We start from the raw sequence: 258 nt of genomic DNA on the forward strand, positions 1-258 counted from the left end.
CTTCTGCGAAGGTTCGCTCACCATCAAGGAATGGATCGCGAAGCTGGATCCGGAAGCGAAGTTCCGCGTCTACGGTCATGCCGGTTGGCAAAACTTCCCGGGAGCCGAATCGATCAAAAAGTGGAGCATTTACGGGCGAAAAGGCTTTACGGGCGGCGATCTTCTGTTCCAAACGTTCCGCAGAATTGCTGAAGACGTGCAAAAAACGCCGGTCCTCTACAACACGCCGGCCAAGCGATTGGTGCGTACGGGCAACAC

1 pseudogene is annotated in these 258 nt (G+C 55.4%); it reads left to right on the plus strand.

Annotation, left to right across the window (positions count from 1 at the left end):
* Window positions 1–258, plus strand: a pseudogene (locus tag H6A60_RS13315) (FAD-dependent oxidoreductase); the annotation flags it as partial.

Origin of the sequence: Sutterella massiliensis, assembly GCF_016899755.1 — a bacterium.
Classification (GTDB): Bacteria; Pseudomonadota; Gammaproteobacteria; order Burkholderiales; family Burkholderiaceae_F; genus Sutterella; species Sutterella massiliensis.